The following is a 24,814-nucleotide window of genomic DNA, read 5'->3' as shown; positions in this document are numbered from 1 at the left end:
TCAATGTTATATCATTGCCAATTCAGTAAATTCCGACAAATACCTACGACAGATCAACCATGATTTGTCCATTGTCGATTTGTGTAGGATATACCTTCAAGTGTTTTTCTTTTGATATTTTTCCTAATAACGTTCCTACAACAGGAGGCCATGGAGACCAACATTTAGCTTCACCGGTATTTAAATCAAATTCACTTTTGTGAAAGGGGCAAACAATAGCGCAATCTTCAGTAATGGTTCCTTTTACTAAAGGCAGTTTCAGATGAGGACATTGTGATTGGATTGCATGGACTTGATCATTATGCCAAATGAACAGTATTTTTTGACCATCAATAGTAGTTACATGCCGATTTTCTTGTTGTAACTTCGTCAGTTCCATTGCAGGTTTGAAAGCCATGGGTATATTCCTTGTTTAAAAAAGGGAGCATTATAGCAGTGAAGTAGGTATTCTGTTAGTAGAAATTTGCCGTGCAGCAGTTCTTGTCGGTAGTAATTTGAACATGTTGATAAAGTAATGACATGCAAGGGGATTTCCTGATTGATTCTATCTGAATAAAGGGGTATTTAAAAACCTTAATACATTGCATCTTGGCTATAGAGGAGTATAAAATGCGACAATTATTCTGTCTCCTCAAGAGAAGCATACAAAATAAGAACAAATAGGAGGGAGCGTGGGCTCTTTGTTAAGAAAGAAGTTTATTGTTGCTATTGCATTAGCAATGCTTAGTGTCATTGGTCAAACGATACACGCGGAAGATGCCACTAATAAACCGATAGAACCACTCATTGATGGATATTACCCGAGCTATCCTCCTACTGCTCCGGCAACTGGCGCGCAGCAGGATTTGATCAAGCGCGGTGAATATTTGGCAAAGATGGGTGATTGCATCGCCTGTCATACTGATGTTAAAGGTGGAACAGGCGCTTACGCGGGCGGATTACCCATAGATACACCTTTTGGTACTTTCTATAGTCCAAACATCACACCAGATAAAGAAACTGGAATTGGTAACTGGACTGAGCAGGATTTTATCCGCGCGCTTAAAGATGGTCGCGATCCCAAAGGAAGAAATTACTTTCCTGTATTCCCTTACATTTACTTTTCCAAGATGACTGATGATGATGCGCGGGCTTTGTACGCTTATTTTATGAGCATCCCTGCTATCAATCTGAAAAATAAGGCATTACCTTTTCCTTTCGGAGTCCCTGGAGCACGATTCTCCTTATGGGGCTGGAATATTCTGTTTTTCTTTCCCGAAGAGAACTCCATTGAGTATCAACCAGATCAATCACCTGAATGGAATCGTGGAAAATATATAGTGGACACCTTAGGTCATTGCAGCATGTGCCATACGCCGCTGAATGTATTCGGTGCACCAAAAAACAGATATTATTTAACGGGTAGTTTCATTGATGGTTACTGGGCGCCGAACATTACTAAATATGGTTTGGAGTCCGCTTCACATGCTCAGGTTGCTGACGTATTTAAGGACAATGAGCTGATTAACAAAGCTGGCCCTGTCGCAGGACCAATGGCTGAAGTAAATCACAACAGTTTAAGTCATTTAACGGAAGCTGACCGATTGGCTATCGCTACGTATCTTAAGACAGTAGAAAGTGAGGAACGCTATGGCGTCTCTCCTTCAGATATGCCTCCCACGCTGGCACGAGGAAGACAGGTTTATTTGAAAGCTTGTACCATTTGCCACCAGGATAATAAGATGAGCGCTCCAGTGATTGGTGATTCCGCAAACTGGTATATGCGATTAAAAAGCAGCGGTTTAACAGGTTTGTATCGACATGTGATTCATGGTTACAACTCCATGCCTGTCAAAGGAGCCTGTGTCACTTGTTCAGATAACGATATTATCTCCTCTGTAGATTATATTCTTAACGAATCACTGACACGTTCTCAATGGATAGATTTGAAAACTGGTGGAGCAGAAAAATATCCTTCAAATGGTGAAAATACGTACAATGAAAATTGCGCTGTTTGTCATAATGAAGGTAAATTGGGTGCTCCAAAAATCGGTGATAAACAGGTCTGGGCACCTTTAATTGCAAAAAATATGGATGTATTGATAGAAAATACGGTTAATGGTAAGGACCATGTAAAAAACGGTGGTTGTGAGCAATGCACTACTGATGAAGTGATAGAAGCAATCAAGTATATGGTCAGTCAATCTAAAACTGATGGAAATTTTTCTCTGTGGTAGATTGAAAGGTAATTAGTAATAGTTTAATCGATTAAAAATGAGTCGGGTTCTCCCGACTACTTGACGAGATGAGGGATTGGGATGTTAAACAGGTTAAAGATCTGTAGATTGGTACTAATGCTATGCAGCATCGCATCGGCACAATCAGTGTGGGCAGCTGCAGATAATTGGCAGTTAAACATGTATAAAGGAGTTACTCCTTTAAGCCATGATATGTATTATTTGCATATGGTGTGTATGGCTGTATGCGCCGTAATTGGTGTGATTGTATTCGGCGTAATGATTTACTCCCTGATTCACCATAGAAAATCCAAGGGGTATAAGCCAGCATCTTTTCACGATAATCCTCGCCTGGAAGTAGTATGGTCCATTATACCTTTTCTAATTCTGGTTGGTTTGGCAATTCCTGCAACCCAAGTACTGATAAGAATGGATGATTCCAATGAATCCGAAGTTACAATTAAGGTAGTGGGTTATCAGTGGCGCTGGCAATATCAATACCTCGATCAAGGTATTAGTTATTTCAGTAATTTATCAACACCTTATGATCAAATACAGAATAAACAGAAAAAAGGACAATGGTATTTGCTAGAAGTAGATAAGCCTCTGGTTTTGCCAATTAACAAGAAAATTCGTTTTCTGGTTACTTCAAATGATGTGATACATTCCTGGTGGGTTCCGGAACTTGGCATTAAACGTGATGCAATACCCGGGTATATGTATGAAGCATGGGCGAGAATTGAAAAACCTGGTGTATATAGAGGGCAATGTGCCGAATTGTGCGGTATTAATCATGGCTTCATGCCGATTGTTGTTCAGGCTGTAACTGAAGATGAATTTAATGCCTGGGTTGCCAAGCAGAATAAAGTTGAAGATCAATATGCAAAAGTAGAAAATCTGCCTGGTGATCAAAAAACAATGTCCCGAAGTGAGCTAATGACTTTGGGTAAACAAAAATATGATCAGTTTTGTTCTGCTTGTCATAAAGCGGATGGAACAGGCCTTCCACCCATGTATCCTGCATTAAAAGGCAGTTCAGTTGCGGTAGGAAAACCTATTTCACGTCATATTGATCTGATTCTAAATGGTATCCCGGGATCTGCTGGAATGATGCCTTATAAGAATCAATTGAATGATGAAGAGATTGCGGCAATTACAACCTATGAGCGAAATGCCTGGGGTAATAATACTGACGATGAAATTCAACCCTCAGATGTTGCAAAACTGCGACAAAGTAATAATCAAAAACCTACCATGGTTAATAAAGCTAAAGCAGGAGGTTTACAATGAGTAAGGCATTAGCGCATGCAGAAGAGTCCCATGATGATCATGGTCCAGAACAGGGTAAAGGATTGATGGGATTTGCAAAACGCTGGTTGTTTACCACGAACCATAAAGATATAGGCAGCCTGTATTTATGGTTGGCCATGATTAGCTTCTTTGTTGCTGGTGGTATGGCCTTGGTTATCAGGGCAGAACTGTTTCAGCCAGGACATCGGTTCGTCGACCCTAATTTTTTCAACCAAATGACCACCATGCATGGTCTGATCATGCTTTTTGGGGTAGTCATGCCAGCATTTACCGGTATGGCGAATTGGCAGATTCCTATGATGATCGGTGCCCCTGATATGGCATTGCCCCGGTTGAATAACTGGAGTTTTTGGCTTTTACCTTTTGCATTCTGCCTGTTATTTTCTACTATGTTTCATGCAGGTGGCGGTCCTAATTTTGGTTGGACAATGTATGCTCCATTATCTACAAAGTTTGCTCCTCCCAGCACCGATTTTATGATTTTCTCTATCCATATGATGGGACTTTCATCGATCATGGGTTCTATTAATATCATTGCAACTATTCTGAATTTACGTGCCCCAGGCATGACTTTGATGAAAATGCCCATGTTTGTCTGGACCTGGCTAATTACTGCATTTTTGTTGATCGCAATTATGCCGGTGTTAGCTGGTGCTGTTACAATGATGTTGGCTGACAGGCATTTTGGTACCAGTTTCTTTAGTGCGGCAGGTGGTGGTGACCCGATCCTGTTTCAACATATATTCTGGTTTTTCGGACATCCTGAAGTTTATGTATTGGTCTTGCCCGCATTTGGAGTTATTTCCGAAATTATTCCCACTTTTAGCCGTAAACCTCTATTTGGTTACCATTTCATGGTCTACGCTACGGTCAGTATTGCTCTCTTATCCTTCATCGTTTGGGTGCATCATATGTTTACAACAGGCGTTCCCTTAGGCGCTGAGTTGTTTTTCATGTATACCACCATGCTTATTGCAGTTCCAACTGGGATTAAAGTATTTAACTGGGTCAGTACCATGTTCAAGGGGGCTATGACTTTTGAAACCCCCATGCTGTTTGCTCTGGCATTTGTGTTCTTATTTACCATAGGCGGTTTTACTGGTTTGATGCTGGCTTTAGTACCTGCTGACTATCAATATCAGGACAGTTACTTTGTGGTTGCGCATTTCCATTATGTACTAGTTCCTGGTGTGATTTTTGCTCTTCTTGCAGCAACATACTACTGGTTGCCCAAATGGACGGGACATATGTACAATGAGCGTATGGGGAAATGGCATTTCTGGTTGTCAGTTATTTCCGTAAATTTAACGTTTTTCCCTATGCATTTCCTTGGATTGGCTGGTATGCCAAGAAGAATCCCTGATTATGCCTTGCAGTTCGCTAATTTTAATATGGTTGCAACTATTGGTGCATTTATCTTTGGTTTCTCACAATTACTGTTTCTATTTAACGTTATTGGAACTGTAAGGAAAAAAGGCACTAAAAAAGATGTTGTTACCTCGAGAGTTTGGGAAGGGTCGCATGGTCTGGAATGGACATTGCCATCTCCACCACCTTACCATACCTTTACAACTCCACCTGAGATTCACTAAAGGTGGGGTTTAATGAATAATGCAAAAAAGCAACAAAAATTACTCATCATATTAACTCTTGTTGTTTTAGGAATGTTTGCTTTTGGCTTCGCTCTGGTACCTATTTATAACAGTTTATGTAAAACATTAGGTATTAATGGCAAAACAAATCCAGAAGCAATTGCTTATGATGTAAGTAAAGCAAAAATTGAAAAAAACAGAGAAGTATTGGTTGAGTTTGTTGCGACTAATAACAGCGGTGTGCCTTGGGAGTTTTATCCTAAAATTTCCAAGATTAGAGTGCACCCCGGTGAAATAGTTAAACTGGCTTTTTATGCTGAAAACAAAACGGATCATCGAATGACCGTACAGGCCATTCCCAGTGTAACGCCAGGAATTGCTGCTAAATACTTAAAAAAAACGGAATGCTTTTGCTTCACTCAACAAACGTTGAATGGGCATGAGGCCATGAATATGCCGTTATTATTTCATCTGGATACGGATTTACCTGAGAATGTTAAGACAGTAACACTATCTTACACTTTGTTTGATGTGTCAGGAAGAATAATGAATTAGAACATGTTGAGCTTATCGTCAATCCAATCCAGTAAAAAGCGCTCTGGAGCAAATACGCTGGTTGAGGATGTAATAATGAGAGCAATCATGAAATGTAAACAGACCCGGGAATCAGCACTTGTAGACTGATTTATTGACACAGGAGATAAAAATACAATGGGAGCACAAGGTACTTATTATGTCCCCAAGCCTAGTCACTGGCCTTTGGTGGGCTCAATTGGATTGACTACTACTTTGGTAGGAGCCGCCTCCTGGCTTCACCATGATTGGTATGGTCCGTACATATTTACTGCGGGACTTTGTATTGTTATCTTTATGATGTTCGGCTGGTTTGGCCAGGTTATTTACGAAAATGGTAAAGGCCTTTATGACATGCAAGTCGATAGATCTTTTCGATGGGGAATGTGTTGGTTCATCTTTTCGGAAGTCTGTTTTTTCGGGGCATTTTTTGGCGCTCTGTTTTTTACCCGTTTCTGGGCTGTACCACTATTGGGTGGAGAGGTTCATCCTATTACTCATTATACCTTGTGGTCTGATTTTAAAGCAGCTTGGCCATTACTGGATAATCCGAATAATCAAATATTTTCAGGCGCTCATGAAGCCATGGGTGCGTGGGGTCTTGCCGCAATCAACACCCTTATTCTTTTGACTTCCGGGGTAACGATTACCTGGGCTCACTGGGCTTTAAAATTGAATAAGCGAACCCAGTTATTAGTTGGAATGTCTCTTACTATTGCTTTGGGTATTTTATTCTTGCTGCTACAAGGTTATGAATATCATGAAGCCTATACCGAAATGAACTTAACTCTGGCTGCTGGTATTTACGGTACAACCTTCTTTATGTTGACGGGCTTTCACGGATTACACGTAACACTCGGAACCATTATGTTGATTGTTATTTTGGTACGGTGTAAGCGTGGTCATTTTACCCCAGAACGTCATTTTGCATTTGAGGGAGTTGCTTGGTATTGGCATTTCGTAGACGTAGTCTGGCTGTTTCTATTCCTATTTGTCTATTGGCTATAAATTAATTTATCGGCCTTCGCGTTACAACCGGGTGTTGATTAGCAATCCCGGTTGAAATTGAATGTTTTCAATCTCCAATTTATACGTGAAATAGAATTTTATAAATTCAATTTCGCGTATAGTTGCTACTCCTCTGAAATAGCGAGCTATAAATAAAGCCTGGGTGTCCTTTTCTAAATAATCATTGCAGTTTAAAACCAATTCGGTATCAGATAAGCTGATCATTTGGCATTCATAAATATTTTTGCCAATTTTGATGGTAACGTTTACAGGTTGTACGGGTTGAATTAACACCGCAATCTCCGCCAGATAATATTAAGGATGGTTTATAGATTCAGTTATTTTAACTGCAACTCACTACTTATCATCCTCATTTAGCACCTGTTATTAAAATAACAAGTTGTCTAAACGCTAATCATATCTATAAGTCTAGCTTATATTTAATTTTTTTGGTTTTATGAGAGATTGACTTGTTCGGAGTTATAACGAATCAGGTACCTAACGATTTAAAAAGTGCATGGCATTTCATTGCGCGTTACCGATTTAATTAATTAAATCCAAAAGAGCAGCAACAAGATAGTAAATGAGTATCACAAAGAATGAAATTATGGAAAATAAGGGAAGCAGAATTGTAAAAACACGAATCAATATCGCGCTATACAAATGAGACGTCTGATTCGCTGATCCCCAAAATGCTTTTAACAGCCATATATAAAAACAAATTGAATACAGTAATAATGGGTACAGCCAAATAGTGTTAAGACTCATTTGATGATTTGCTAATGCAATAATGAGAAGCACATAAAAACCAATATAAATGATTCCTCCATCAAGGAGATAGGAGCTAGAGTACTTTCCAAAAATAATTTGGAAAAAAGTTAATTCTCCATTCCACCCTTTTTTAAAGTAAGTAATCATCAAAATTTTTATTAATGACCATTAGATAAATATAGAGCAAATAAGTAAAAAACAACATGATAGAAAAAAATTAGTATTACAAGATTAAATATCGACCTTTATGTCAAATTTAAATATAATGCGTTCTTTTTAAAGTAGAGGTATATTATGCAACGTAAAATTGAACCGCGTTGGATGACAGATGACGGTGAGCTGATTGTTCGTTCTAAAAACCAATCGACCCTGTCTGAAACATCCGCAGCAAAAACAGCACAGAATATGTATCGTTTATTTCGATCAGAAGGAAATTTGGCCAAAGCTCAGGAATACATGCAAAATATTAATCATGCAATGCAAATTGCGTATGAACAAGATGCAAGCGGTAAATGTAGAACTCCTAGTGAGATTCAAGGACCTCGTCTAATCTAGTACAGAAGTGCTCTAAATCTTTTGTTATAGAGTGCAGCCAGTATTTATACAGTGCTCAAGGAAGAGACGCTTCTTCTTACGTAGAATAAAATATATTCAATAACTCATCATCATTATTATAGACTCATATAATCTTAATAAGAACTCACCAAATATTGAGATACATTGTATTTTCTTCTTGTTGGTATGGTTATGCACAGGGTGAACTGTGCCATGATGAAGTCTTTACAGATTCACTATCTGTATTTCATAATGAAATCTGACAATGACTTTGGAAAGAATTGATTATGGAACAGATAATTCGCTTTGCATTAAGTAATTTCACCTTAACATTTTTAATGATTGGTATCCTGGTCGCTTTTATTTCATTACTGTGTGCGCGAAAACCTGTACATAAAGCAACTATTACTGAAACATTATTTGCCTATTTTTTGTTGATTGGAATGGGCTTCTCAATGTTTTACAATTTTGTGATGCATGTATTTTTTGGGGATCTCGCCGCACAATTTATAGGTTGGGCAAATAGTCCTTTTCAAACGGAAGTAGGATTTGCCAGTTTGGGATTTGCAGTGGTGAATATGATGGCATTCAAGGCATCGTGGTCGTTTCGTGCCGCGGCATTTATAGCACCCGCCCTGTTTCTTTTAGGTGCTGCAGGTGGCCACATTGTTCAAATGATCGTTGCCAGGAATTTTGCTCCTGGTAATGCAGGAATTATATTTTGGACTGATCTTATTATCCCGTTTTTAGGTTTTGCTTTTTTAGTGCTAACCAAAAATAAAACAGAGGGTACATTTCAATAATGCATATTTTAAGTTGGGGTATTAGCTATTCATTTGTCACCTGACCTTAATTCAAGTCAGGTGATGTCTCAAAATGTCCTGCGTCATAAAGAAAATTACCTAAAGGCTCTGCCAACAAAAGTATCTTCATTATGAAAACGGTCTTCATCCTGCTCAGCAAATCCTGTCAAGGCAGTAACTATAGGTCGTGTGATTATACTAATGGCTGACTTTAAAAAGCTGGCTATAGCTAAAATAATTGATGCCGCTGAAAGGATGAGATAACCTGCAGCTACATCCAGATGGTCTTCATGATCGTTTCGTGCAATACCCGCTTTAATGGCTAATGCTTGCGCACTTTCCCATATGGCTGTTCCCAAACTGGCAATTGAGGCAACTATGCCAAGCGCTGGAAGCGCCGTTGCTCCAACGACTTCATCGAAAAAATCATGTCCATCACGAAGTTGATCAAACAACTTAAGGCGTTTGATAGCCTCGTCACCGATATATTCCAATGCTGTGCCAATATCCTCAAAATTTCTTAATTTATTAAACTTTTGCTCAAAATGCATGATAAGAAAATCAAGATGGTCGGAGTAATTTTCAAAGAAATTCTTTTTGGGATCCGGTGTCTTCTGGTTAATAAAAAACTTGGTTTTAGGGAAAAAATTATAAACTTTAGGCATTTAGCACTCCTACAAGGACAGTTGGTTTACTACCCCGACAAGTATAATAGTAGATCATTAAGGTAATATTAAAGCTTATTTAGATGAGTGGATTCATCAGGGATTTTAGATGCGAAGAATATACAATATAAAGATATATCAGGAAAGCCTTGAGAAAACTGACTTTCTTAAGGGTTGTACAATTATCAAAATGATCACAGAACGATTAATGACATCAATTCATTAATTGCTCAAATATTTTTTGTAAGGTATTGGCGTTTTCATAATGAATAACCAATGAACCTTTACCTGCCTTACCTGGTTTTAGCTTGACCTGCGTTTGCAGATGTTGAGCCAGGGAGCTTAATTTTTCTTTATAAAGTGGGGCAGGTTCTTCATTTGGTTTTTGTTCGACTGTTCCTGCTTTTACTCGTTCCACCAACTTTTCAGTTTCGCGGACCGATAAATTTTTCGCAATGATTAATTGAGCAACCTGACTTTGTTGTTCTTCGTCCAGCATGAGTAATGCACGAGCGTGTCCCATATCGATATCACCATGCTCAAGGAGTTTTTTTACCGAAGACGATAGCGAGAGCAAACGAAGAAAATTACTGACCGCAGTTCGTGATTTACACAGAAGATCTGCAACTTGTTGATGAGTCAGAGCAAATTCACTGGTGAGCCGGTGCATTGCTCTTGCTTGATCCATTGCATTTAAATCTTCACGTTGCAGGTTTTCAACTAAAGCCATAGCCATAGCGGTTTCATCATCAACCTGCTTTAATACTACGGGTACTTCAGTAAGTCCAGCAATTTGACTGGCACGCCAGCGTCGTTCTCCGGCAATTATCTCATAACGACCATTGCTTAATTCACGCACTAATAGAGGTTGCAATAAACCTTGCTTTTTTATGGATTCAGCCAATTCTTGTAATGGGGCTTGCTCCATTTCACCACGAGGTTGGTATTTACCAGGTTGTAGACAGTTAACTGCTAACTTAAGATTATCAGTTTGCGGCTTGTCATTGAGCAGAGTACTGCCAGATTGACTTAATAATGCGGATAAATTACGTCCTAAGCTACTGCGTTTTACTGTCATAAATTACCCCAAATTAGCCTGCTACGGTTTGTTTACTAATAACTTCAGAGGCAAGCACCATATAGGCTGCTGCGCCTGGTGATGATTTATCATAATGTAAAGCCGGCAATCCGTGGCTTGGCGCTTCTGCCAGCCGGACATTACGTGGTATTACTGTTCTATAGACTTTAGCCGGGAAGTGCTCTAATAATTGTTTGGATACCTCAGCGCATAAGCGGTTTCGGGCATCGTACATGGTACGAAGAACCCCTTCAATATGTAAACGAGGATTTACTGAAGATTTAACTTGTTCGATAGTCGATAATAATGCTGCCAGGCCTTCCAAGGCATAATATTCACATTGCATGGGAATTAAAACTGAATCAGCTGCTACAAAGGCATTTATTGTTAATGTATTTAAAGCGGGTGGGCAGTCAATAAGTATAAAATCGTAATTACTTTTTATTGGTTGCAGGGCTTTATATAAAAACGTTTCTCGATGATTACGTTCCATAAGGCTGACTTCAGCTACTGTTAAATCGCCATTACCCGGGATTAAATCATAACCACAAGTAGTGGAGAGGCAAGCTTGCTCTGCCAGACAATCTCGCAACAATACATCATTTGTCGTATGTACCAATTGATTTTTGTCAACGCCGCTACCCATAGTAGCATTACCTTGAGGATCTAAATCAATAAGCAATACCTGCTGACGATTCGCAGCTAAAGATGCGGCTAAATTAATGGCAGTAGTGGTTTTACCCACTCCACCTTTTTGATTGGCAATGGCTATGACTTTCGCCATAATTATTCCTTGGTTGTGTTTTCTATAATGACACAGCAGCGTTCACCATCAACACCTTCAACAGTATACTTCTCGACTTGGTATTTTTGATGAATCTCGTTTAATTCAGTATCGGGATAACGTCCTTTCATTGCCAGCCAAATTCCATTATTGGCAATAAGATGTTGAGTCCAATAAATCATTTGTTCCAGGCTGCTGAACGCTCTACTTGTTACTGTATCAAAACCTTGAGCCGGGTGGTAGTTTTCGACTCGAAATTGTACAATTTCAAGATTTTTTAAGTCAAGTTGGCGTTTTACTTCATTTAAAAAGCGGATTTTTTTGCCATTACTGTCTAAAAGAACAAACTGAATATCCGGTTTGGCTATAGCTAAAGGGATACCTGGCAATCCTGCCCCTGTTCCGACATCCAGAATTCGGTTTCCTTTTACCCAGGGTATGATTGCCAGACTATCCAATAGATGTTTGTTTATCATCGATTCAGGATCGCGAACGGCAGTCAGATTATACGCCGCATTCCATTTCTTTAATAAAAGTAAATAATGCCATAATGGGTCACAAAGTGAATTTAAACCAAATTGTTTCAATCCACTATCCAGTATGCTTTTAAGGATCAAATCATCATTCATGCGCTGAGCCGATTCTTTTTCAAATGCACCAATAAAAGCGATAAAGCCGCAGGAGTTACCCCCGAAATACGACCTGCCTGAGCTAATGATGTGGGTTTTATTTTAGCCAATTTTTGCATCACTTCACTTGAGAGGCCGGTAACCGCAGTGTAATCAAGATGTTCAGGCAGAACAGTATGTTCATATTTACGTAATTTCTCAATATCCTGTTCTTGTCGTTCAATGTATCCGGCGTATTTGTTTTGAATTTCAATTTGCTCGGATACGTCAAAAGGTAACGGAGGTAAGTTCAAATCTTCCAGCATCAATAAATGCTGGTAATTGATTTCCGGGCGTTTTAAAAATTCAGACGCTCTATTATCATGCTGCATGGGTTTTTCGAGAATATTTTTCAATGCGTCATAATGACTTACACGTACCCAAGTGTTATGTAATAAAGTTTGAGTCGCTTCAATTGATTCTCTTTTATTGGTAAAGCGTTCCCAGCGAGCATCGCCGACTAATCCTAATTCACGACCTTTGGCCGTTAAACGCAAGTCCGCATTATCTTCACGAAGAAGCAGACGGTATTCTGCTCGCGAGGTAAACATTCTATAGGGTTCCTGAGTACCTAAAGTAACCAAATCATCAATGAGCACACCTATATAGGCCTCATCTCGACGTGGGCACCATAAATCTTTTCCCTGTACTTGCAAGGCTGCGTTCATCCCGGCAATAATACCTTGAGCTGCCGCTTCCTCATAGCCAGTAGTCCCATTAATTTGTCCTGCAAAAAATAAATTAGGTACGGCTTTAGTCTGTAAAAACGAAGTAAGTCCACGCGGATCAAAATAATCATATTCTATGGCGTAGCCCGGCCTGGTAATGTGGGCGTTTTCAAATCCTTTAATGGTTCTTACGAATTGAACCTGGACATCAAAGGGCAGACTGGTTGATATACCATTTGGATAGATTTCCTCGGTAGTCAATCCTTCTGGTTCGACAAAAATCTGATGTGATAATTTATCAGCAAAGCGTACTACTTTATCTTCGATTGAAGGGCAATATCGTGGTCCAACTCCCTCTATCACTCCAGCGTACATCGGTGATTGGTGCAAGTTGTTACGAATAATGTCATGAGTCGCTTCAGTGGTATGTGTGATATGACAAGGTACTTGTTGAGGATGATCGCTGATTGAACCCATATAAGAAAATACAGGTAATGGACTGTCGCCAGGCTGCACTGTCATCTGACTGAAATCAAGGGAGCGTCGGTCTATTCGTGGAGGAGTTCCTGTTTTCAATCGGCCAACAGGAAGATCCAGATCACGCAAGCTGTTTGCCAATTCTATAGATGGAGGATCACCCGCACGGCCACCAGCATACTGACTCATCCCAACATGAATTTTTCCGCCTAAAAAGGTTCCTACGGTGAGTACTACTGCGCGAGCGCGGAGGGTAAAGCCCATTTGTGTTACCACTCCGGCTACTCTTCCGCTTTCTATCAATAAATCGTCAACAGCCTGCTGAAACAGGATCAGATTGGGTTGGCTTTGTAATTGTTCTCGAATGGCTTGTCGATAAAGTACTCGATCAGCCTGAGCACGAGTGGCTCGAACCGCTGGTCCCTTAGACGCATTGAGTATGCGGAATTGAATTCCTGCTTTATCTGCAGCTTTGGCCATCGCTCCATCCAGGGCATCAATTTCTTTAACCAGATGTCCTTTTCCGATTCCGCCAATTGCCGGATTACATGACATCTGACCGAGCAAGTCCATATTATGTGTGAGTAACAAGGTTTGCATGCCCATACGTGCTGCAGCGAGAGCTGCTTCAGTTCCCGCATGTCCGCCACCTACTACAATGACATCATATAACTGTTGAAGATTCATGTCTGACCATTTATTGTGTAACAAAAAGAGCAATTATACACTTTTTTAGCAATTGTCCCAACCAAATTCATTTTTTAACTGGGACAATTGTAATTTAAGTAAGGCCATTACAGGGGCCGGATTGAGGTTCCAGGAGTGGTTGTTGTTCTGCAGTGTGATCATCCTGTTGTTCGTCAGTATCTTGCTGGCTTACCTCAGGAGTAGGGGGTAGTGCTTCTGCTGGTTTAAAGAAATTTTGCATCCCCTTGGATGATTTTATACCCCAATGGTCAGGATCGGCGCAAAAGGCTTTGTACTCCTGCTCATCAAACTCTTTAATCGCCATTTTTTCAGGTGTAAAGAGTTTATTGATCAATAAATTAGTACAAACAGCCAATACAATTGCTGCTCCAATAAGGGCAAAGCCAATGCCCAGAGGCAAAAATACCAGATTTACAAAAATAATGGCTGGAATGAACGTTTCCATGATCAATGATCGAACAAGATGCATGGTCTGAAAAAGGATCATTTGTTTTTGATATTCTGTTTCCGCCAGGGTTTTTTTGATTTCCAGGAACAATAATTTCTTTTCATTGTCATCCAGATCAGGATTATTTAACATCAATTCATGGAACTCGGCTAATTTGGTTTTGTAATCTTGCAGGGCCTCTTTTTTGGATTCATAGGCTTTATAGATTTCAATGCCTCCTTTAACCGCGTTATTAATCACGGTAAATGCGAAGCAGAGCACGGTTCCAGTCACGCTTAAAGCGATTAACAATGGGCCAGTTATAGGCAAGAAAGGTAATGCCACCAATGCGAAGGCCAACATTAAACCTACAGCGTAACTGATATTGGTAGCCAAACCTATATTTTGATAATCCCAGTCTTTTTGACACTGTCTTTTTGCTTTCTCTAAACTCTGCAATTGCAGATAACATTCCTTTAACCTTTTTTTATCCGTTTCATCAGCATCAGGATCGTCTTCAATTTTTTTAATTAGTTCCTTTACTACCTCGATTTCTCGATCATAATTCTGCATTTCCTTGAAGAACTCCGTTCTTTTTTCTTCAAATTCCCATACAGCAAGCCCAATATCAAAAGCCAGCAGGGCTAAAGTCAAAAAGTCTCCCCAAGTTCCCAAGGCTCCTTTTCCGGTCAGCACAAAGTAGCAAAGACAGTTCCCTGTTGCCCATACAAAATCATTAAGCAGGGTAAACTTTCTTTGGCTCCACTGAGTAAGAAATCGTTCTGTCCATGGAGTGTCGCTCTCCTCTTTGCTCATCCATGGGCCTTGAATGGTGTGTTTTAGCAATAAGAATAAATTAAGCGAGCCGCGAAAATAATATAAGCCCCAACTAATCGCTCCGGTATAAGGATCGGGTGCTTTTACTTGTTTTGCAGCATCTGTAACATTAAAAAAATCAGGAGGTAATAAATCAAGCACTGTTTTTAAAAGACCACCGCCCCATACCCAGTAGAGACGTTTCTCATTAAACCAGCCCATTGCTTCCTTAATGGTTTTGGTTTGTCGGTTGGCAATTTCTTCGATTTTTTCACCAAACCATTGCCCTAACTCAATAAATGCATATTTAATTGGGTAGCCATCGGTAGCATACCCGTGCTCTGGTGATGGAACGATGTGTTGTTCTTCGCACACCTTTTGATAATTGAGGGCATCAATTAATTGTTGGCATTTTGCAATGCTGGCGTCATAAGATTTAAGATTTTCTGTTTTCTGATGAGTTTGTTCATGCCTTTTTTGAGCGAGTAAAAGCAAATAAGTGACTTGCAAATCGCGCAGAAGAACGTCTTTTTTTTCCTGACTCATGAATAAAAACATGACTTCGTCAGTATTCTCCAGCATGGAAAGGAAATATCCAAGTGGAGTTAGAAAATCCACTCCTCTTAGTTTTTTATTATAGGCAATCAGGTTATCAACCATTTTGTTACGGCGTAGCTCATCCATCTTATCCATATCAAAAGTTTGAAGGTAAGATTCGAGAATTAAGCTACTTGTTGCCATAACATCACCTCTATGATTATGAGTTTTTTGGTGACTACCTGTTAATTATACTAAAAATAGAACAGAAGTGTACTTTTTTATAACATAGCATTTAATTTAAAAACAAGGTGATTATTTGCAGATTTACAGTATTGATACTAAATTTTGCATAAAATAGCGCGATATTGATGGATCGGACTTGCAATGGCCAAATATGTTTAAAAGGTTATTTGTTCGTTTGGATTTTATACGGTGTCGTGTTAACTCATTAAGCTCGGACGTCATCCCGAACTGAGGTATACCCTCATAATTTATAACGCAAAAATGTTTTTATTTAAGTCTTGGCGGTCAATTTAATTCCGGTCTTTGCGAGCAACGCGAAACAATCCAGAAGGGAGCCTTATTAGAACTGTGTTCTGGATTACTTCACTTTGCTCGTAAAGACAAACGTTTATTCTGAATGGTAGATCATGTTCCTCGCTAGAATTATGAGGGATCTTCTCAAAGTGGCGCTGTGCATGCATTAAGGGCAGTTCTTCCTATTGGATTACTATGCCCTTTAGGGGCTATATGTATCAGCCAGATACATAATTTATTTACATCACATGCACGAACTCTATTAAGCCGGCACCGGCTCAACGCCTCTTCTTAAATAAACATCATCAAAACGTTTTATATCATCTTCACCCAAATAAGCGCCACTTTGTACTTCGATTACATAAAGTGGGGCATCACCAGGATTACTCAGACGATGTAGCGTATTTTGCGGGATATAGGTTGATTGGTTTACAGACAATTGAATTTTATGTTTCCCGTTGACCACTTCTGCTTCTCCACCGACAACAACCCAGTGTTCAGCACGATGTTGGTGCATTTGTAGGGATAATTTGGCTCCTGGCTTTACCATGAGACGTTTTACTTTAAAGGCGACGCCCTCGGCTAAAATTTCGTAGTAACCCCAAGGTCGTGTTACCCGTTGGTGATCTTGAGTCAGGTGGTGGTGATCTTTACGCAAGGAATTAACTAATTCTTTTACTTGCTGTGAGTATCGTTTATCCGCGACCAGAACGGCGTCACTGGTCGCTACAATGATTTGATTATGAATTCCAACAGTTGTCACTAATAAGTGTTCACTATTAATCAAGCAATTGTGGCTGTCTTGAGCGATTACTTTACCAGTAATGGTATTTCCGTGTTCATCTTGTTGATTGGCATCTGCAACAGCAGTCCAGCAACCCAGATCACTCCATTGCATGGAAACAGGAATGACAACGGCCTTGTCTGTTTTTTCCATGATGGCATAATCTATAGACTCTTCCTTGCACTGCGAAAACATATCCAGATCCAGTCGTAAAAAATCATGATGGTGCTGGGCGTGAATTAAGGCTTGTTGACTGTATTGATAGATGCTTTGTTCAAATGTGTTTAATTCATCAAGATAAACACCGGCTGTACAGACAAACATTCCGCTATTCCAAAAATAATTGCCGTCAGCAATAAATTCAGCGGCAGTTTGAGCGTCTGGTTTTTCTCTGAAGCTCAGAACCTGTTTTACCTTTTGGGTTAGTTCCAATCCTGATTCGATGTACCCATAACCAGTCTTGGGACTATCCGGTTCTATGCCGAATGTGACTATTGCCTTATGCTCAAGTGCATATTGTGCTCCCGCAACCATTGCCTCTTTCCATGCACGATCATCAGCAATCCAGTGATCTGATGGCAATACCAACATCACTGCATCTTTTCCAGCTGTACGGACCAGGTGATGGGCTGCGCAAGCTATAGCAGGGGCGGTATTGCGTACACAAGGCTCCAATAAATAGGTGGTCTGAGTATCAAAATCCTGCAATTGTTCCTGGCACAGAAAGTAATGAGCATCGTTACTCACTATGATTGAGCGCTCACTGTGTAAACTTGTGGCTCTTTTCATTGTTTGTTGCAACAGAGAATATTCACCATTTAATGCAAGAAATTGTTTTGGGAAGTTCTGGCGAGATAGTGGCCATAGCCGTGTACCAGAGCCTCCGGCAAGAATTACAGGAAAAAGAGTTGTCGTCATCACATTCCAAGTTGTGGCATAATTGGCCAGCATTTTAACAGGAAATTTTAAGAGCAGGCAATGCTCAAGATAGATGAGGTACTATTTTATGAAAAAAGCAGTCGTGTTGTTATCTGGAGGATTGGATTCAACTACCTGTCTGGCTCTGGCAAAATCCAAAGGCTTTGCCTGTTTTGCTCTAAGTTTTTCATATGGCCAGAGGCATTCTGCTGAATTACTCGCTGCGGCGAGGATAGCGCAGCATCTGGGTGTGGTCGAACATAAGACAGTCACTCTGGATACTCAATTATTTGGTGGTTCTGCGCTTACTGATCAAAGCATAGACGTTCCTGATTTTCAGGACAATTCAAAAATACCAGTTACCTATGTTCCCGCTCGAAATACGATATTTTTGTCTATGGCTTTGGGCTTCGCTGAATCAATTGGTGCAAGAGATATTTTTATAGGCGCCAGTTCAGTTGATTTTTCTCATTACCCGGACTGCCGGCCCGAATTTATTCAGGCTTTTCAAGATATGGCAAATTTGGCTACCAAGGCGGGTATTGAAGGGGACTCATTTCGTATTAATGCTCCCTTGCAGTATTTAAGTAAAATTGAAACCATTCAATTGGGCATGCAATTAGGAGTTGAATATCGGTTGACGGTATCCTGTTATCAGGCAAATAATCAGGGTGAGGCTTGTGGTTCATGCGATAGTTGTACCTTTAGAAAACGTGGATTTTCTGGAGCGGGAATAGATGACCCGACGATCTATCAAAGATCTGTTCATAATTAGTTCATTTAGGTAAAAAAAATGATATAATCCCCCATATTTTGCTTTGAGGTCTGGCTATGTGGTCCATAATTTACGAATGGTTTAAAAGAAATAAACCTTATTTGACGATGCTGTTTCTTTCTTCATTGGCTGTTGGTTTGCTCGTAGCCAGTTTAAGTATTCTCTTTCCACCTGTCATTGTCACCTTTTCCTCGCTTACTCTCTTTGGCATCGCTCCCTTGGCTTTTTTGGCGACATTAAATGCCCCGCTAGCCGTTTTCACCCTAAGCGCCATCATGATGGGTATAAGTGCTGGCGTGATCGCATCAGGAATAATGGTCGTGAAACAATTGACTACTATAGGCATGCATTTGTACTCCTTATTTGCTGGTGAAGAAAATCAAGACGCAGAGGATTTAGCAACGGGTTCTTATGAGTATTTTAATAAATATCTTCAACCAGAAACGTATGAATATGTTGAAGAGGATGATGATGAGGAGTTTCATGAGCTGGTTTCTGACAGTTCTTCTGATGATGACGAAGACAGTGTTCCATCCTTTGATTCTCAATTTATCGATTCTGTAGAAACAAACAGCCCCCTTACTATGCGTTGATTGATTCTGGTTTTCGTCAGCACACCTGGTAGCTACTTAATACATTCGGAAGACGTCATATCGAACACAGTGAGCGATCACCAAAAACAGGCATAGTGCCTGAATTTGGAGATAGTTCACAACGTTTGCGATCACGAAATTACCGGGGTAAATCAGACATTATTCGGCTTAATCATAACTGCATATTTTTTCAAGTTTTTTCTAATGGGATCTCATCGGAGTACTTGATGGCATAAAATATACGTATATAACATCATTTATCCAATAAAAATTATTTATAAACAATTTCTTCAGTCCTGTAGGTAAATATATCTAATATTAGATCAAAGAAAAACCAGTTCAATTTACACTTTTGTTACAACATCTTGCGCGTTTTAGATTCTCAACAAAGAGCATGGTTGCTACAATCCGTTTGGATTTATAACTTTGGAGTAACAAAATGACATTTAAGGACATTGCAACTGGGGTTTTTTATCTTCCTGCCCGTATTTTTTCTGGTATGACCAACATATTATTAGGATCTACCTATATAGATGATGATGGCGAAGAAGCAAAACGCCCTGGCTTATTTAGTGTGATCATCGATGCATTCAAAATGGTGGGTAATTTCATTTTTGATGCAATCAAAGCTGTCGCGAGAGGAATCTCAACTTTTATTAGTAATCATCAAAAAGCTATAGCTGTTGCATTTTGGGCTTCATTAGCCACCGCTGGTCTTGCTGTTCTTTCTGTTGCGTTTTGGCCTGCTGCTCTTTCTGCCGTTGCTAATTTTGCTATTGGTGGTGTTTCAATTGCCTCTCTAGTGGGTACTGCTTATGTTGCTCAACTTTGTGCTATAGGTGGCGTAGCTGCTGTAGCGACAAGCGCTGTTGTTTACGTGGGTGCCGCCATTATTAATACAATCACAGGCATTAGAGATTTTTTTGTTAAAACAAGAGGACCGAGAGGACCAGGAGACGATTCTTCTTATCAAGGACTAACTGATCTGGATTCAAAAAGAACCAATGGCAATCAATTTACCAGTCTACTGGCTAATCAACCAAATCAAGATTCCAGTTTACTGAAAGTAGCATCTTCTGAGGAAGAACCAATATTTACTAAACCATTATTTACAACAGAAGCTACGGCTGATCAACCAACTGTTCAGTTAACTGAAGAGCATAGAGACGATAATGCATCAAATAGTATTGCACGATGCTAGTGTCTGTTGACAATTCAACTCCTCCTCCCTACGTGCCGCGCTTTATGCGCGGCATCCACTCATCTTGTATTAACATATTACAACACAAGACCTGTAGTTTAACTGGATACCGCGCTTAAAGCGCGGTACGTAGGCGATTTGGGTCAGTTGTCAACACGCCCTAAATACTTCATCATGTAGTGAGTAAGAAATACCGGAACTTTTCAATAACGTTGAGAAGTTACGAAACGCGGCTGAAGCCGCGTTTTTTTATTCTTCACCCCAACGTTTGAGCAAGCCACTATCCAGATCAAACAAATCCAATACCCTGCCTACAGTTTCATCCACCACATCAGCGATGCTCTGGGGCTTCGTATAAAAAGCCGGTACGGGTGGGTATATGATTCCCCCCATTTGCGTAATGCTAACCATATTGTTCAGATGACCGAGATGCAAAGGTGCTTCACGAGGAATAAGCACCAATTTTCTGCGTTCTTTCAGAACAACATCAGCCGCTCGGGTGAGCAACGAACTGCTAATTCCATGCGCAATTTCTCCCAGGGTTTTCATTGAACACGGTGCGATAATCATCCCCATGGTTTTAAATGACCCGCTGGCAATACTGGCGCTAATATCGGTACACGGGTGATAGACATCAGCCAGGGCTTTAAGTTCAGCAGAGCTCAGTTCTGTTTCATAGGCTCGAGTTAACTGTCCAGCTTTACTGACTACCAAATGGGTTTCTATGGATAATTTTTGCAATACCTGAAGTAGTCTGATGCCATAGATAATCCCGGAAGAACCGCTGATTCCTATAATAAGGCGGGGTTTATTGGTCATGGTAGGTCACTTTACATAATAAATTAGTTTGATATTAGCAAATTATTGAAAATAAAACCCGTTCCGAGCGGTCTGCTTAATGAGATTCATACTCACAGGACTTATTAAAAATACCTGTCTTTCATTAAAAGAAATTTTTCGGAAGTCCTGCATTGTTGCTTATTTGTATGCAGCATTTAATCTGTCTTTGCGTTATAATTATCCGTTTTTCTACTTATGAGTATTCTATATCTATGCTAACACAACGCAAAATGCTGGTGACCAGCGCTCTTCCTTATGCTAATGGACATTTACATCTGGGTCATTTGGTAGAGCATATTCAAACGGATATTTGGGTGCGTACCCATAAAATGCTGGGTGTTCAGTGTATCAGTGTCTGTGGCGATGATGCACATGGGACTCCTATCATGCTTAAAGCGGAGCAAATGGGCATTACCCCAGAGGAATTGACTGCCCAGATCAAGTTAAGTCATGAACGCGATTTTAAAGCCTTTGCTATAGATTACGATTGTTATCACACCACTCATTCTCCTGAAAATCAAATGCTGGCTTCAGCCATTTATGAACAGCTACAGGCCGGCGGTGATATTATAAAAAAAACGATTCGTCAGGCTTTTGATCCTGAGAAAAAAATGTTTTTACCTGATCGTTATGTTAAAGGCACTTGTCCTAAATGCGGTGCCCTGGATCAATATGGCGATAACTGTGAAGTGTGTGGTGCAACCTACTCCCCAACCGATTTGATTGATGCCGTATCGGCTATTTCCGGTGCAAAACCAATAGAAAAAGATTCAGAACATTATTTTTTTGATTTGCCGAAATATGAAACACTATTAAAAGATTGGACTGCTAATGGGCATTTGCAGACAGAGGTAGCCAATAAGCTGGAAGAATGGTTTGCAGCTGGCTTAAAACAATGGGATATCTCTCGTGACGCGCCTTATTTTGGCTTTCCTATCCCGGGAACTCAAGATAAGTATTTTTATGTTTGGCTGGATGCGCCTATAGGATATATGGCCAGTTTTAAAAAATATTGTGATGAGCAAGGTGTTTCCTTTGACGAGTTCTGGGATAAAGACTCTAAGACCGAATTATATCATTTTGTGGGTAAGGACATTGTTTATTTTCATGCCCTGTTCTGGCCCGCCATGTTGGCTGCCAGTGGTCACCGTATGCCTACAGCGGTTTATACACATGGATTTTTAACCGTTGATGGACAGAAAATGTCCAAGTCTCGTGGAACATTCCTGGAAGCCCGCACTTATCTTACGCATTTGCATCCCGAATATTTACGGTATTATTTTGCTGCAAAGTTGAATGGACGAGTTGATGATCTGGATTTGAATTTTGATGATTTTACTAACAGAGTCAATGCAGATTTGGTCGGCAAAGTGGTCAATATTGCAAGCCGTTGTGCAGGGTTTATCAATAAACGTTTTGATAACTGTTTAAGTCATTCTTTGGCTGAACCTCAGTTATATGCCGATTTGGTCGCAGTCAGAGAGTCAGTGATTGATTCTTTTGTTGCCAGAGATTACGCACGTGCCATCAGACAGATTATGGATTGCGCGGATAAAGTCAACCAATACATTGATGCAAATAAACCCTGGGTTTTAGCTAAAGAAGACGATCGTTTGTCGGAAGTTCACGCGATTTGCACCATGGGTATTAATTTGTTCCGTATTTTAATCACTTATTTAAAACCAGTAGTACCGATGATGGCACAGGCCGCAGAACAGTTTTTAAATTGTGACGCATTGACCTGGGAATCCATTAATCAGCCATTATTGGATCATCGGATCAATACGTTCCAGCCATTGATGGTTCGAGTAGAGAAAGAAAAAATTGACGCTATGTTTGCGCAAAATAAGGAGTCTTTGATGACTACACCAGTCGTTGAACAAAAGCAGGTGGCGGAAGAGAATACGATCAGTATTGATGAGTTTGCTAAAGTAGATCTGCGGATAGCCAAAATAATCTCAGCAGAGCCTGTTGAAGGTGCAGATAAATTACTGTGTTTGAAACTTGATCTGGGTGATTGCCAGAAACAAGTTTTTGCAGGGATAAAAAGTGCTTATAACCCCGAAGATTTAGTTGGGCGATTGACGGTTATGGTTGCTAATTTAGCACCACGAACCATGCGGTTTGGTGTTTCAGAAGGGATGGTTTTGGCAGCAGGTGATGGTAAAGGGATTTTCTTATTACAACCCGACGCAGGAGCGCTTCCAGGCATGAAGGTGAAATGATGGCAACAGTAAAGGAGGTTGATGCGCTTTTACCACAAACGCAATGCGGTGAGTGCAATTATCCTGGGTGTATGCCTTATGCTGAAGCTTTGGTCCAAGGCACTGCTCTGATTAATAAATGTCCCCCGGGAGGTGTCGAAACAGTCAAGGCACTAGGCGCGTTGTTGCGTGTTGATCCTGCTCCTTATTTAGGTGAGGCTATTGAACGTACACGCCAACCTTCTGTTGCGGTGATTCGTGAGGCAGAATGTATTGGCTGCACTAAATGCATCAAGGCTTGTCCGGTAGATGCAATTATTGGTAGTGGCAAATTAATGCACGCGGTGATTACTCATGAATGTACAGGATGTGGATTATGTGTTGAACCCTGTCCTGTGGACTGTATTGAAATGATGCCGTTGGAAGAGCCTGCATACAATAAGGATTTAGCTCGGGATCGATATAATGCCCGGCAAGCACGTTTGTTGCGAGAAGAGCATGAACAGCAACAAATGTACAGAGAAAAACGCCAATTAGCTATGCAATCAAAGGATCGTATGGATGATGTTCAGGCGAAACAGGATTATATTCAACAGGCCCTGGCTCGTGTTAAAGCGAAAAGAATGTGATGAATAAACAAAAACGACGTGAAATTTTTGAACGTTTTCGCAGTTTAAATCCTCATCCAACAACAGAACTGAATTATCATTCTCCCTTTGAATTATTAATTGCCGTGATTCTTTCAGCCCAAGCGACTGATGTGAGCGTGAACAAAGCGACAGAACAGTTATATTCTGTGGCCAATACGCCGCAGGCCATTTTTGATTTAGGCTTGGAGCAATTGAAAAGTTATATCAAATCCATAGGGTTATATAACAGTAAAGCGCAGAATATAATCAAAACTTGTGACATACTCATCAATCAATATCAAGGTGAAGTGCCAAATCAGCGAGAAGCCTTGGAGTCATTACCTGGAGTGGGTCGTAAGACCGCCAATGTGGTGCTTAATACTGCTTTTGGACAACCGACCATGGCAGTAGATACGCATATATTCAGAGTAGCGAATCGAACTGGTTTGGCTAAGGGTAAAACTCCTTTGGCAGTAGAATTGGGGTTATTAAAAAATATTGATCCTGAGTTCTTACATGATGCACACCATTGGCTGATTTTACATGGTCGCTACATCTGTACTGCCCGTAATCCTCAATGCAGCATTTGTCCTATTTATGATCTGTGTGAATATAAAGATAAAAATATATCCTAGCATATCGTTTCCTATTGGTTCATGTTGTATAAAATTTG

General features: G+C 40.2%; 24 protein-coding genes. 13 read left to right on the top strand and 11 right to left on the bottom strand.

Annotation, left to right across the window (positions count from 1 at the left end):
- Positions 1-43 precede the first annotated feature (43 nt).
- Entirely contained in the window at positions 44-397 is a 354-nt protein-coding gene (locus Lqua_RS08910; protein ID WP_058473929.1) for a Rieske (2Fe-2S) protein, read from the bottom strand.
- A gap of 322 nt (positions 398-719) precedes the next feature.
- On the opposite strand from Lqua_RS08910, the gene Lqua_RS08905 reads away from it, so the two are divergent.
- The 5 genes from Lqua_RS08905 (at position 720) to Lqua_RS08885 (ending at position 6,700) form a co-directional block, all read left to right on the top strand.
- The gene (locus Lqua_RS08905) at positions 720-2,216 is read left to right on the top strand and encodes a c-type cytochrome (RefSeq protein ID WP_420798059.1); all 1,497 of its coding nucleotides are present in this window, start codon (positions 720-722) and stop codon (positions 2,214-2,216) included.
- Between the two features lie 81 nt (positions 2,217-2,297).
- On the top strand, positions 2,298-3,506 hold the full coding sequence (coxB, locus tag Lqua_RS08900; RefSeq protein WP_058473927.1) for a cytochrome c oxidase subunit II: 1,209 nt from the start codon (positions 2,298-2,300) through the stop codon (positions 3,504-3,506).
- The gene (ctaD, locus tag Lqua_RS08895; protein ID WP_058473926.1) at positions 3,503-5,119 is read left to right on the top strand and encodes a cytochrome c oxidase subunit I; all 1,617 of its coding nucleotides are present in this window, start codon (positions 3,503-3,505) and stop codon (positions 5,117-5,119) included. The genes coxB and ctaD overlap by 4 nt, the downstream gene beginning before the upstream one ends.
- Before the next feature lie 12 nt (positions 5,120-5,131).
- Positions 5,132-5,674: a cytochrome c oxidase assembly protein gene (locus tag Lqua_RS08890; RefSeq protein WP_058473925.1), complete on the top strand. Its 543-nt coding sequence runs from the start codon at positions 5,132-5,134 to the stop codon at positions 5,672-5,674.
- A gap of 156 nt (positions 5,675-5,830) precedes the next feature.
- Positions 5,831-6,700: a cytochrome c oxidase subunit 3 gene (locus Lqua_RS08885; protein ID WP_058473924.1), complete on the top strand. Its 870-nt coding sequence runs from the start codon at positions 5,831-5,833 to the stop codon at positions 6,698-6,700.
- 21 nt (positions 6,701-6,721) lie between these two features.
- On the opposite strand, the gene Lqua_RS08880 is transcribed toward Lqua_RS08885, so the two are convergent.
- Complete coding sequence (locus Lqua_RS08880; RefSeq protein ID WP_058473923.1) at positions 6,722-6,994, bottom strand: hypothetical protein; 273 nt, start codon at positions 6,992-6,994, stop codon at positions 6,722-6,724.
- A 249-nt stretch (positions 6,995-7,243) separates the two neighbouring features.
- A complete protein-coding gene (locus Lqua_RS18510) occupies positions 7,244-7,618 on the bottom strand; it encodes a hypothetical protein (protein ID WP_058473922.1) in 375 nt (124 codons plus the stop codon).
- 147 nt (positions 7,619-7,765) lie between these two features.
- Between Lqua_RS18510 and Lqua_RS08870 the strand changes: the two genes are divergently transcribed.
- Positions 7,766-8,026, top strand: a complete 261-nt coding sequence (locus tag Lqua_RS08870) for a hypothetical protein (protein ID WP_058473921.1) — start codon at positions 7,766-7,768, stop codon at positions 8,024-8,026.
- A 287-nt stretch (positions 8,027-8,313) separates the two neighbouring features.
- The gene (locus tag Lqua_RS08865) at positions 8,314-8,829 is read left to right on the top strand and encodes a DUF6790 family protein (protein ID WP_058473920.1); all 516 of its coding nucleotides are present in this window, start codon (positions 8,314-8,316) and stop codon (positions 8,827-8,829) included.
- Positions 8,830-8,924: 95 nt separating this feature from the next.
- On the opposite strand, the gene Lqua_RS08860 is transcribed toward Lqua_RS08865, so the two are convergent.
- From Lqua_RS08860 to Lqua_RS08830, 7 genes are all read right to left on the bottom strand, one after another.
- Positions 8,925-9,494: a hypothetical protein gene (locus tag Lqua_RS08860; protein ID WP_058473919.1), complete on the bottom strand. Its 570-nt coding sequence runs from the start codon at positions 9,492-9,494 to the stop codon at positions 8,925-8,927.
- Positions 9,495-9,708: 214 nt separating this feature from the next.
- The gene (locus tag Lqua_RS08855) at positions 9,709-10,572 is read right to left on the bottom strand and encodes a ParB/RepB/Spo0J family partition protein (protein WP_058473918.1); all 864 of its coding nucleotides are present in this window, start codon (positions 10,570-10,572) and stop codon (positions 9,709-9,711) included.
- 13 nt (positions 10,573-10,585) lie between these two features.
- Positions 10,586-11,356, bottom strand: a complete 771-nt coding sequence (locus Lqua_RS08850; RefSeq protein ID WP_058473917.1) for a ParA family protein — start codon at positions 11,354-11,356, stop codon at positions 10,586-10,588.
- A gap of 2 nt (positions 11,357-11,358) precedes the next feature.
- Positions 11,359-11,985 carry a 16S rRNA (guanine(527)-N(7))-methyltransferase RsmG gene (rsmG, locus tag Lqua_RS08845; RefSeq protein WP_058473916.1) on the bottom strand — a complete coding sequence of 209 codons (627 nt, stop codon included), beginning with the start codon at positions 11,983-11,985 and terminating at the stop codon, positions 11,359-11,361.
- Complete coding sequence (gene mnmG, locus Lqua_RS08840) at positions 11,982-13,856, bottom strand: tRNA uridine-5-carboxymethylaminomethyl(34) synthesis enzyme MnmG (protein ID WP_058473915.1); 1,875 nt, start codon at positions 13,854-13,856, stop codon at positions 11,982-11,984. The genes rsmG and mnmG overlap by 4 nt, the downstream gene beginning before the upstream one ends.
- Before the next feature lie 94 nt (positions 13,857-13,950).
- Positions 13,951-15,861, bottom strand: coding sequence for a hypothetical protein (locus tag Lqua_RS08835; RefSeq protein ID WP_058473914.1), 1,911 nt, complete (start codon positions 15,859-15,861; stop codon positions 13,951-13,953).
- Positions 15,862-16,459: 598 nt separating this feature from the next.
- A complete protein-coding gene (locus tag Lqua_RS08830) occupies positions 16,460-17,899 on the bottom strand; it encodes a mannose-1-phosphate guanylyltransferase/mannose-6-phosphate isomerase (protein ID WP_058473960.1) in 1,440 nt (479 codons plus the stop codon).
- 88 nt (positions 17,900-17,987) lie between these two features.
- On the opposite strand from Lqua_RS08830, the gene queC reads away from it, so the two are divergent.
- From queC to Lqua_RS08810, 3 genes are all read left to right on the top strand, one after another.
- Entirely contained in the window at positions 17,988-18,674 is a 687-nt protein-coding gene (gene queC, locus Lqua_RS08825) for a 7-cyano-7-deazaguanine synthase QueC (RefSeq protein WP_058473913.1), read from the top strand.
- Between the two features lie 56 nt (positions 18,675-18,730).
- Positions 18,731-19,267, top strand: coding sequence for a hypothetical protein (locus Lqua_RS18190; RefSeq protein WP_133141036.1), 537 nt, complete (start codon positions 18,731-18,733; stop codon positions 19,265-19,267).
- A 439-nt stretch (positions 19,268-19,706) separates the two neighbouring features.
- Positions 19,707-20,468, top strand: a complete 762-nt coding sequence (locus Lqua_RS08810; RefSeq protein WP_058473910.1) for a hypothetical protein — start codon at positions 19,707-19,709, stop codon at positions 20,466-20,468.
- Positions 20,469-20,717: 249 nt separating this feature from the next.
- Here Lqua_RS08810 and Lqua_RS08805 read toward each other — a convergent pair whose 3' ends face one another.
- Positions 20,718-21,287, bottom strand: a complete 570-nt coding sequence (locus tag Lqua_RS08805) for a UbiX family flavin prenyltransferase (RefSeq protein WP_058473909.1) — start codon at positions 21,285-21,287, stop codon at positions 20,718-20,720.
- 233 nt (positions 21,288-21,520) lie between these two features.
- Here Lqua_RS08805 and metG point away from each other — a divergent pair, with 233 nt between their 5' ends.
- Genes metG through nth form a run of 3 tightly spaced genes read left to right on the top strand, consistent with a single transcriptional unit; the run spans position 21,521 to position 24,776 of the window.
- Complete coding sequence (metG, locus tag Lqua_RS08800; protein WP_058473908.1) at positions 21,521-23,533, top strand: methionine--tRNA ligase; 2,013 nt, start codon at positions 21,521-21,523, stop codon at positions 23,531-23,533.
- Complete coding sequence (locus tag Lqua_RS08795) at positions 23,533-24,141, top strand: RnfABCDGE type electron transport complex subunit B (RefSeq protein WP_058473907.1); 609 nt, start codon at positions 23,533-23,535, stop codon at positions 24,139-24,141. Before metG ends, Lqua_RS08795 begins: the two co-directional genes overlap by 1 nt.
- Positions 24,141-24,776, top strand: coding sequence for an endonuclease III (gene nth, locus Lqua_RS08790; RefSeq protein WP_058473906.1), 636 nt, complete (start codon positions 24,141-24,143; stop codon positions 24,774-24,776). Before Lqua_RS08795 ends, nth begins: the two co-directional genes overlap by 1 nt.
- Positions 24,777-24,814 lie beyond the last annotated feature (38 nt).

This window comes from Legionella quateirensis (assembly GCF_001467955.1).
Lineage (GTDB): Bacteria > Pseudomonadota > Gammaproteobacteria > Legionellales > Legionellaceae > Legionella > Legionella quateirensis.
The sequence above is the reverse complement of the archived record's forward strand: the minus strand, read 5'-3'. Positions and strand labels throughout refer to the sequence as shown.

What these genes read in the sequence shown, in the direction of transcription:
- Lqua_RS08910 (WP_058473929.1), bottom strand. Translation starts at nt 397, where the DNA reads ATGGCTTTCAAACCTGCAATGGAACTGACGAAGTTACAACAAGAAAAT.
- Lqua_RS08905 (WP_420798059.1), top strand. Translation starts at nt 720, where the DNA reads ATGCTTAGTGTCATTGGTCAAACGATACACGCGGAAGATGCCACTAAT.
- coxB (WP_058473927.1), top strand. Translation starts at nt 2,298, where the DNA reads ATGTTAAACAGGTTAAAGATCTGTAGATTGGTACTAATGCTATGCAGC.
- ctaD (WP_058473926.1), top strand. Translation starts at nt 3,503, where the DNA reads ATGAGTAAGGCATTAGCGCATGCAGAAGAGTCCCATGATGATCATGGT.
- Lqua_RS08890 (WP_058473925.1), top strand. Translation starts at nt 5,132, where the DNA reads ATGAATAATGCAAAAAAGCAACAAAAATTACTCATCATATTAACTCTT.
- Lqua_RS08885 (WP_058473924.1), top strand. Translation starts at nt 5,831, where the DNA reads ATGGGAGCACAAGGTACTTATTATGTCCCCAAGCCTAGTCACTGGCCT.
- Lqua_RS18510 (WP_058473922.1), bottom strand. Translation starts at nt 7,618, where the DNA reads ATGATTACTTACTTTAAAAAAGGGTGGAATGGAGAATTAACTTTTTTC.
- Lqua_RS08870 (WP_058473921.1), top strand. Translation starts at nt 7,766, where the DNA reads ATGCAACGTAAAATTGAACCGCGTTGGATGACAGATGACGGTGAGCTG.
- Lqua_RS08865 (WP_058473920.1), top strand. Translation starts at nt 8,314, where the DNA reads ATGGAACAGATAATTCGCTTTGCATTAAGTAATTTCACCTTAACATTT.
- Lqua_RS08860 (WP_058473919.1), bottom strand. Translation starts at nt 9,494, where the DNA reads ATGCCTAAAGTTTATAATTTTTTCCCTAAAACCAAGTTTTTTATTAAC.
- Lqua_RS08855 (WP_058473918.1), bottom strand. Translation starts at nt 10,572, where the DNA reads ATGACAGTAAAACGCAGTAGCTTAGGACGTAATTTATCCGCATTATTA.
- Lqua_RS08850 (WP_058473917.1), bottom strand. Translation starts at nt 11,356, where the DNA reads ATGGCGAAAGTCATAGCCATTGCCAATCAAAAAGGTGGAGTGGGTAAA.
- rsmG (WP_058473916.1), bottom strand. Translation starts at nt 11,985, where the DNA reads ATGAATGATGATTTGATCCTTAAAAGCATACTGGATAGTGGATTGAAA.
- mnmG (WP_058473915.1), bottom strand. Translation starts at nt 13,856, where the DNA reads ATGAATCTTCAACAGTTATATGATGTCATTGTAGTAGGTGGCGGACAT.
- Lqua_RS08835 (WP_058473914.1), bottom strand. Translation starts at nt 15,861, where the DNA reads ATGGCAACAAGTAGCTTAATTCTCGAATCTTACCTTCAAACTTTTGAT.
- Lqua_RS08830 (WP_058473960.1), bottom strand. Translation starts at nt 17,899, where the DNA reads ATGACGACAACTCTTTTTCCTGTAATTCTTGCCGGAGGCTCTGGTACA.
- queC (WP_058473913.1), top strand. Translation starts at nt 17,988, where the DNA reads ATGAAAAAAGCAGTCGTGTTGTTATCTGGAGGATTGGATTCAACTACC.
- Lqua_RS18190 (WP_133141036.1), top strand. Translation starts at nt 18,731, where the DNA reads ATGTGGTCCATAATTTACGAATGGTTTAAAAGAAATAAACCTTATTTG.
- Lqua_RS08810 (WP_058473910.1), top strand. Translation starts at nt 19,707, where the DNA reads ATGACATTTAAGGACATTGCAACTGGGGTTTTTTATCTTCCTGCCCGT.
- Lqua_RS08805 (WP_058473909.1), bottom strand. Translation starts at nt 21,287, where the DNA reads ATGACCAATAAACCCCGCCTTATTATAGGAATCAGCGGTTCTTCCGGG.
- metG (WP_058473908.1), top strand. Translation starts at nt 21,521, where the DNA reads ATGCTAACACAACGCAAAATGCTGGTGACCAGCGCTCTTCCTTATGCT.
- Lqua_RS08795 (WP_058473907.1), top strand. Translation starts at nt 23,533, where the DNA reads ATGGCAACAGTAAAGGAGGTTGATGCGCTTTTACCACAAACGCAATGC.
- nth (WP_058473906.1), top strand. Translation starts at nt 24,141, where the DNA reads ATGAATAAACAAAAACGACGTGAAATTTTTGAACGTTTTCGCAGTTTA.